The 6,342-nt window shown below is 64.2% G+C and carries 5 protein-coding genes and 1 pseudogene; 5 read left to right on the forward strand and 1 reads right to left on the reverse strand.

The features are described 5' to 3' along the window. Window positions 1–93 precede the first annotated feature (93 nt). Window positions 94–1,308 carry an outer membrane beta-barrel protein gene (locus tag EOD07_RS17895; RefSeq protein WP_127236415.1) on the reverse strand — a complete coding sequence of 405 codons (1,215 nt, stop codon included), beginning with the start codon at window positions 1,306–1,308 and terminating at the stop codon, window positions 94–96. 422 nt (window positions 1,309–1,730) lie between these two features. Between EOD07_RS17895 and EOD07_RS17900 the strand changes: the two genes are divergently transcribed. The 5 genes and pseudogenes from EOD07_RS17900 to EOD07_RS17920 all read left to right on the forward strand — a co-directional run. Then, window positions 1,731–2,780, forward strand: a complete 1,050-nt coding sequence (locus EOD07_RS17900) for a LacI family DNA-binding transcriptional regulator (RefSeq protein WP_127236416.1) — start codon at window positions 1,731–1,733, stop codon at window positions 2,778–2,780. A gap of 69 nt (window positions 2,781–2,849) precedes the next feature. Next, window positions 2,850–4,097, forward strand: a complete 1,248-nt coding sequence (locus tag EOD07_RS17905; RefSeq protein ID WP_127236417.1) for a sugar ABC transporter substrate-binding protein — start codon at window positions 2,850–2,852, stop codon at window positions 4,095–4,097. 181 nt (window positions 4,098–4,278) lie between these two features. Beyond that, a complete protein-coding gene (locus EOD07_RS17910; RefSeq protein ID WP_127236418.1) occupies window positions 4,279–5,199 on the forward strand; it encodes a sugar ABC transporter permease in 921 nt (306 codons plus the stop codon). Then, window positions 5,199–6,056 (forward strand): carbohydrate ABC transporter permease, encoded by an 858-nt coding sequence (locus EOD07_RS17915; RefSeq protein WP_127236419.1) that lies wholly within the window; start codon window positions 5,199–5,201, stop codon window positions 6,054–6,056. The genes EOD07_RS17910 and EOD07_RS17915 overlap by 1 nt, the downstream gene beginning before the upstream one ends. A gap of 19 nt (window positions 6,057–6,075) precedes the next feature. After that, window positions 6,076–6,342: pseudogene (locus EOD07_RS17920) on the forward strand (glycoside hydrolase family 127 protein); the annotation flags it as partial.

Raw genomic sequence — 6,342 nt, forward strand, 5'->3', positions numbered from 1 at the left:
CATAAAACAAAACCCCGCCGAAATTCGACGGGGTTTGTCAGCAGTCTGAGCCCGCCGAATGGCGGGCTTCCTGCTTTGGCTGGAGGCCTTTGCTTAGTTGAACTTGTACTTGGCGCCAATGCGGACCGTCTGGATCCGCGGGGTATCCTCGAGGAGGCCGCCGGAGCCGAAGTCTTCCTTCTCGTACTGGGAATAACGATATTCGAGACCGACCGTCATGTTGTTGGAAACGGCAGTTTCGAGGCCGCCGCCGATCGAGAAGCCGCTGGAGCCCCAGTCGTAGATATCGCCGCTGCCGCCACCTGCGACGGAGCCATGCAGGTTGAAGTGCTGCCAGCTGTAACCGCCGATGACATAGGCCAGGGTCGATTCATTGACCTTGGCGCCGATACGCGCCAGTGCATCGAAGCCATAATCGGCGTCGCCCTTGATCGAGAGCGGGCCGAGATCGAGCTTGGAACGGATGCCGGAGTAGCGCGCGTCGAATTGAACGCCGGCCACCCAGGCGCCAAAGTCCTGATCATAGCCGACACTGGCTTCGCCGAACACGCCTTCGCCGCCGATGCCGTCAAGGTCGCCTCCGGCAATCGAAAGGTCATGCACCTGGGTGCCCGCGCCGAGAGCGCCGCCGACATAAAAGCCGGTCCAGTTGTAGGTCGGCGCGGCAAACGAAGCGCCACCGCCATTCTGGGCGTTGAAGCGGTAGTTTGCACCGATGAGGAAGGTGTGGGTCGAAGGCTCGATATTGAGCGACGCGCCGCCCAAATCGAGCACCGACTTGTCACCGTAATCGGCATAGCGGTATTCGGTCTTCAGGGTCCAGTTGCCGCGAAGGACCGTTTCCATGCCAACGCCAAGCACGTAGCCGCTGCGATTCTGGGTGAAGCTGAACCCGTCGCCGCCGATCGACCCGTCAAGCTTGAAATGCTGCCAGCCATAGCCGCCGAGCACATAGCCCAACGTATTCGGGTTCAGCAGATAGCCCGCGCGCAGGCCGACATCGAAGCCATAGACGTTCTGAAGGTCGGCGTCGATAAAACCGGACGCGCTCAGCGATGGGCCGATATTGCCGTAGTGAGCGTCGATGAAGCCGCCGAGCAGGAAGCGCTCGCTGACCATGAAGTCATAGCCGGCCGACAGCTCGCCGAATACGCCATTGCCGCCAATGCCGTTGAAGCTGACGCCGGGAACACTGATCTGGTGAACGGTCGCGCCGGCGCCGACGCCGAAGCCGACATAGACGCCGCTCCAGTTGAAGCCGGGAGCCGCCTGCTCCTGGACGACGTCGGCGGCATGTGCGGCCGACATCAAAGCGACGGCCGAAACAGCGCCCAGCAGAACGGATTTCGCGGAAAGACGAAGAAACATAGCCCATAACCCCAAGTTAAAACCCGGCGATATTCTAGCAGGGGTTGTTGAAATCTGTGGTGGCAGAAATACCACACCGATGAGCTGACCTGCTCAACCCTTGGGCGGTTGTCCGCAGAATTCCGGGGGTTTTGGCAAAAATGCACCCAAAAAAGGTCACTTGGACGTCATCTGGTCCGACCGCTTGGCTGATGCTGGACCAGCCGCAAGAAATGGCGCTTGCGCGATGTCGGCCTTCAGTCTACCTTGCCTTTGAGAAAACCTTTTCCCAATCCTTTGCCTTCGATATCCGCCCTCGGTCCGAACGCAGCAGGCTCCCGTGAGAAAAGGTTTTCTCAAATTGGGAGGTCCTGCGCCGGAAAATGGCTTCAGACGCCGAATCAGCACCCGTCTTTGCCAAGCCGCCCGTCACCCTGCGCGAGGTGGCGGCTGCAGCTGGCGTCAGCGTGGCGACGGCGTCCAAGGCGCTGAACGGGCAGGGGCGCATGACGGCGGAGACGCGCGAGCGCATCCGCGAGACGGCGCGGCTGCTCGGCTTCCGGCCGAACAGCCTGGCGCAGAGCCTGCTCAGAAAACGCTCCTTCACCGTCGGGCTGCTCACCAACGATACCTATGGCCGCTTCTCGCTGCCGCTGATGGCCGGGGTTTCGGATGCGCTGGTCGACAAGGGCGTCTCGGTGTTCCTGTGCAATGTCGAGGACGATCAGCGGCTCGGCCAGCTGCATGTCGAGGCCATGCTCGACAAGCGCGTCGACGGCATCGTCGCCACGGGAAAACGCATCGACCGCCACCTGCCGGTCGATCTCTCCAATTTGCGCATTCCGGTCGTCTACGCCTTCACCCAGCCGGATCCCGGCGCGGTCGGCCTCGTCTCCGACGATGCCGGCGGCGCGCGGCTGGCGGTCGAGCATTTTTTGCGGCTCGGCCGCCGGCGCATCGCCCATGTCACCGGCCCGGCTAGCTTCGCGGTGGTGCATACGCGGGCCGAGGCCTGGCGCGGTGTCCTGAAGGAGAACGGCCTGACTGCGAGCGAGCCGCTGCTCGGCGCCTGGTCGGAAGGCTGGGGGCACGAGGCAGTCGAAAAACTGTTCGGCAAGGCGGGCAGGGAAGGGTGGCCGGACGCCGTCTTCTGCGGCAACGACCAGATCGCGCGCGGCGTCATCGATGCGCTGCGCGAGCGCGGCATCCGCGTGCCCGACGATGTCGGCGTCATCGGCTTCGACAATTGGGAGATCGTGGCCGAGGCGACGCGCCCGCCGCTCACCTCTGTCGACATGAACTTGGCGAGCCTCGGGCGCGAGGCCGGGCTTGCCCTGCTTTCGCTCGTCGACGGCCAGCCGGCCGCGCCGGGCATCAGGAAACTGCCGTGCCGGCTGGTGGTGCGTCAGTCATGCGGCAGTCCGCCAGGATGAAGCAACAAGGCCACGCGTCCGCCGGGCGGCGCGGCCAAAACAGGGAGGAGAACCATGAGGAGGAGTAACGTGAAGACCATGCTTGCCAAGCTGATGCTTGCCGCCGCCGTCATAGGCGGCGGCCTGCAGGCGGCGGCCGCCGAGACCGCCAACATCTGGGTGCGCGCCGATGGCTCGAACTTCATGCCGCGCATCGTCGACGCCTTCAACAAGGCGAACAAGGACCAGATCAAGCTCGACATCATTCCGAACGCCGAGATCATCCCGAAATACGGCGCCGCCGCCGCCGGCGGCACGGCGCCCGACGCGCTCTCGCTCGACCTGATCTACACGCCGTCCTTCGCCGCCGCCGGCCAGCTGGAGGACATCACCGACTGGGCGAAGTCCTTGCCCTATTTTTCGAGCCTCTCGCCGGCGCATGTGAAGACCGGCACCTACAAGGACCGCATCTACGGCTTGCCGTTCTCGGCCGACGCCTCGGTGCTGATCTGGAACAAGAAGCTGTTCAAGCAGGCGGGGCTGGACCCGGAGAAGGGGCCGGCCAACTGGGCCGAGATCGAGGCAGACGCCGAAAAGGTCAACGCGCTCGGCGGCGACATCAAGGGCTTCTACTTCTCCGGCAATTGCGGCGGCTGCAACATCTTCACCTTCACGCCGCTGGTCTGGGCCTCGGGCGGCGACATCCTGTCCGAGGACGGCTCGAAGGCGACGCTCGACAGCCCGCAGCTGCGCGGCGCCATCGACCTCTACCGCTCGATGGTCAAGAAGGGCCTGGTGCCCGAGGGCGCGCAGACCGATACCGGCGCCAATTTCTTCGCCGCCTTCGCCGGCGGCAAGATCGGGCTCTCGCCGTCCGGCGCCTTCGCTATCGGCGCGCTCAACACGCAGTACCCGGACGTCGACTACGGCATCACCTTCCTGCCGGGCAAGGATGGCGGCTGGTCGTCCTTCGCCGGCGGCGACAATTTCGTCGTCACCAAGGGCACCAAGAAGATCGCCGTGGTGAAGGAGTTCCTGGACTTCGCCTATTCGCTGGAGGGCCAGACCATCCTCGCCAAATATGGCAGCCTGCCGGTGCGAAACGACATCGCCAAGGACGCGCTGAAGGATCTCGACCCGCGCTACCAGGTGGCGGCCGAGGCGATGGCCAAGGGCAGGACGCCTTATTCGGTGGTGTTCAACGACCTGATCAACTCTGCCAATGGCCCATGGACGCAGATGATCAACGAGGTGTTCTTCGGCGACGACGTCGACGGCGCCATCAAGAACGCCCAGGACACGATGCAGTCGATCATCGACCAGGCGCCGAACAAGTAAGCGCCTGCCTTAACCTCCCCCTTGAGGGGAGGTCGGACCGCAGGTCCGGGTGGGGTCGCCCGCGGCAGTGCTCGACGCTATCTCCCCGTCGAGTGCGTCGCGGAGGACCCCACCCCCGGCCTGCGGCCGGACCCTCCCCTCAAGGGGGAGGGGAACGCCGCGCCCAACGGATGAAAACGAAATGGCTTCCATCGCCGTCACCTCCGCGCCCGCCCGAACACACACCAGCACCAGCCTGCGGCAATGGGTCGGGCTGCTCTATGTGCTGCCTGCCGTCGCTTTCGTCACTGTCTTCTTCGTCATCCCGCTCGGCATGACGGCGTGGATGTCGCTCAACAACTGGCCGCTGATGGGCGAGCATTCCTTCGTCGGCCTCGACAACTATGTCGCCATCCTGCGCGACACGCGCTTCTGGAATGCGTTGAAATTCACCTTCTACTACACGGTGATCGTCACCATCGCGATCTTCGCCGTCGCCTTTCCGTTGGCGATCTTCATCGAAAAGCCGCGCCCGCTCACCAACCTCTACCGCACCGCCTTCTTCATGCCGGCGGTGGTCGGCTTCGCTTCGGCCAGCCTGCTGTGGTCGTGGCTCTTGAATGTCGATTCCGGCCTGTTCAGCCCGGCCGCCTACGACCTTGGCCTGACCGCAAAGAAGGTCAATCTGCTCGCCACCTTCCAGCCGGCCTTTTGGTCGATCATCGCCATGGTGGTCTGGAAGGTCGCCGGCTTCACCATGATCATCCTGATGACCGGCCTGCAGTCGATCCCGCAGGACCTGCAGGAGGCTGCCGTCATCGACGGAGCAGGCCCGTTCGCCAGGTTCCGGGCGATCACGCTGCCGCTGATGCGCCGCACGCTGGCGCTGGCGCTGATCCTGTCGGTGGCGGGGTCTATCCTCGCCTTCGACCAGTTCTACATCATCCTGCGCGGCGGCCCGCGCAACCAGACGCTGACGGCGGTCTACTGGATCTTCAACCAGTCCTTCGTCTCGTTCAAGCTCGGCTACGGCGCGGCGCTTTCAATGGTGCTGCTCGTCATCCTGGTGGCGCTGAGCCTTATCCAGCTCTGGCTGCTGCGCAAGCCCGAGGGGCTCGACTGATGGCCGAGGCGATGTCGCAGAACCGCAAGGCTGTCTTCAGCCTCACCAGGCATTCCACCGGCATGATCGCCTCGGTGCTGTTCCTGGCGCCGATCGTCTGGACGGTGCTGTCAACCTTCAAGCCGGCGCAGGAGGCGCGCCAGCCGCCGCTGCCGCCCTGGCCGACCACCGGCTTCTCGATCGAGAATTACGAGACGCTGAACTCCTTCGGCGACGGGCTCTGGGCCTCGGCGCAGAACAGCATCTATGTCTCGGTGATGACGGTGCTGCTCTCGGTGCTGGTCAGCGTGCTCGCCGGCTACGGCTTCTCGCGCTTCCGCTTTCCGTTCCGGGATCTCTTCTTCGTCCTCATCCTGTCGACGATCATGATTCCGTTCCAGTCGATCCTGACGCCGATCTTCCTGGTGCTGACGAGGCTGGGTCTCCACAACACGCTGACCGGACTGGTCTGCGTCTATGTCACGCTGCAGCTGCCATTCTCGATCTTCATGATGCGCAACGCCTTCGACGCGGTGCCGCGCGAGATCGAGGAGGCGGCGCGCATGGACGGCGCCAACAACGTCACCATGCTCATCAAGGTGATGCTGCCCTTGGTCTGGCCGGGCGTCGTCACCATCGCGCTCTTCGCCTTTCTCGGCGCCTGGAATGAGTTCCTGGCCGCGCTCGTGCTGATGACCGACCAGTCCAAATTCACCTTGCCGGTGATGATGACGGCACTTCAGTCAGGCCGCTTCGGCGCCATCGACTGGGGCGCGGTGCAGGCGGGCGTCACGGTGATGATGGTGCCCTGCCTGATCCTCTTCCTGGCGCTGCAGCGCTTCTACATCCGCGGCCTCATGGCAGGGGCCGTCAAGTAATTCGAATGGAGTGAACCTCATGACCGCATCGCAGCCCGCCAACGAGACCGGCACCTCCGCCAGGCCGAAGCTCGCCTTCCGGCCGTTGCCAGTGCCGCAGGTCGATGTCCGCGGCTTCTGGGGCGACCGTGTCGATGCGGTGGCTAGCAAGACCGCCGGCATCCTCTACGACCGCTGCGTCGAGGCGCGCATGCTGGAGCAGATCGATCCGGACCGCCCGTCGCCGGGCGTCGTCATTCCCTTCCATTCGCCGTCGCCCGACGAGGCCGACGAGAAGGGCGCCGAG

The sequence above is a fragment of the Mesorhizobium sp. M2C.T.Ca.TU.002.02.1.1 genome (genome assembly GCF_003997225.1).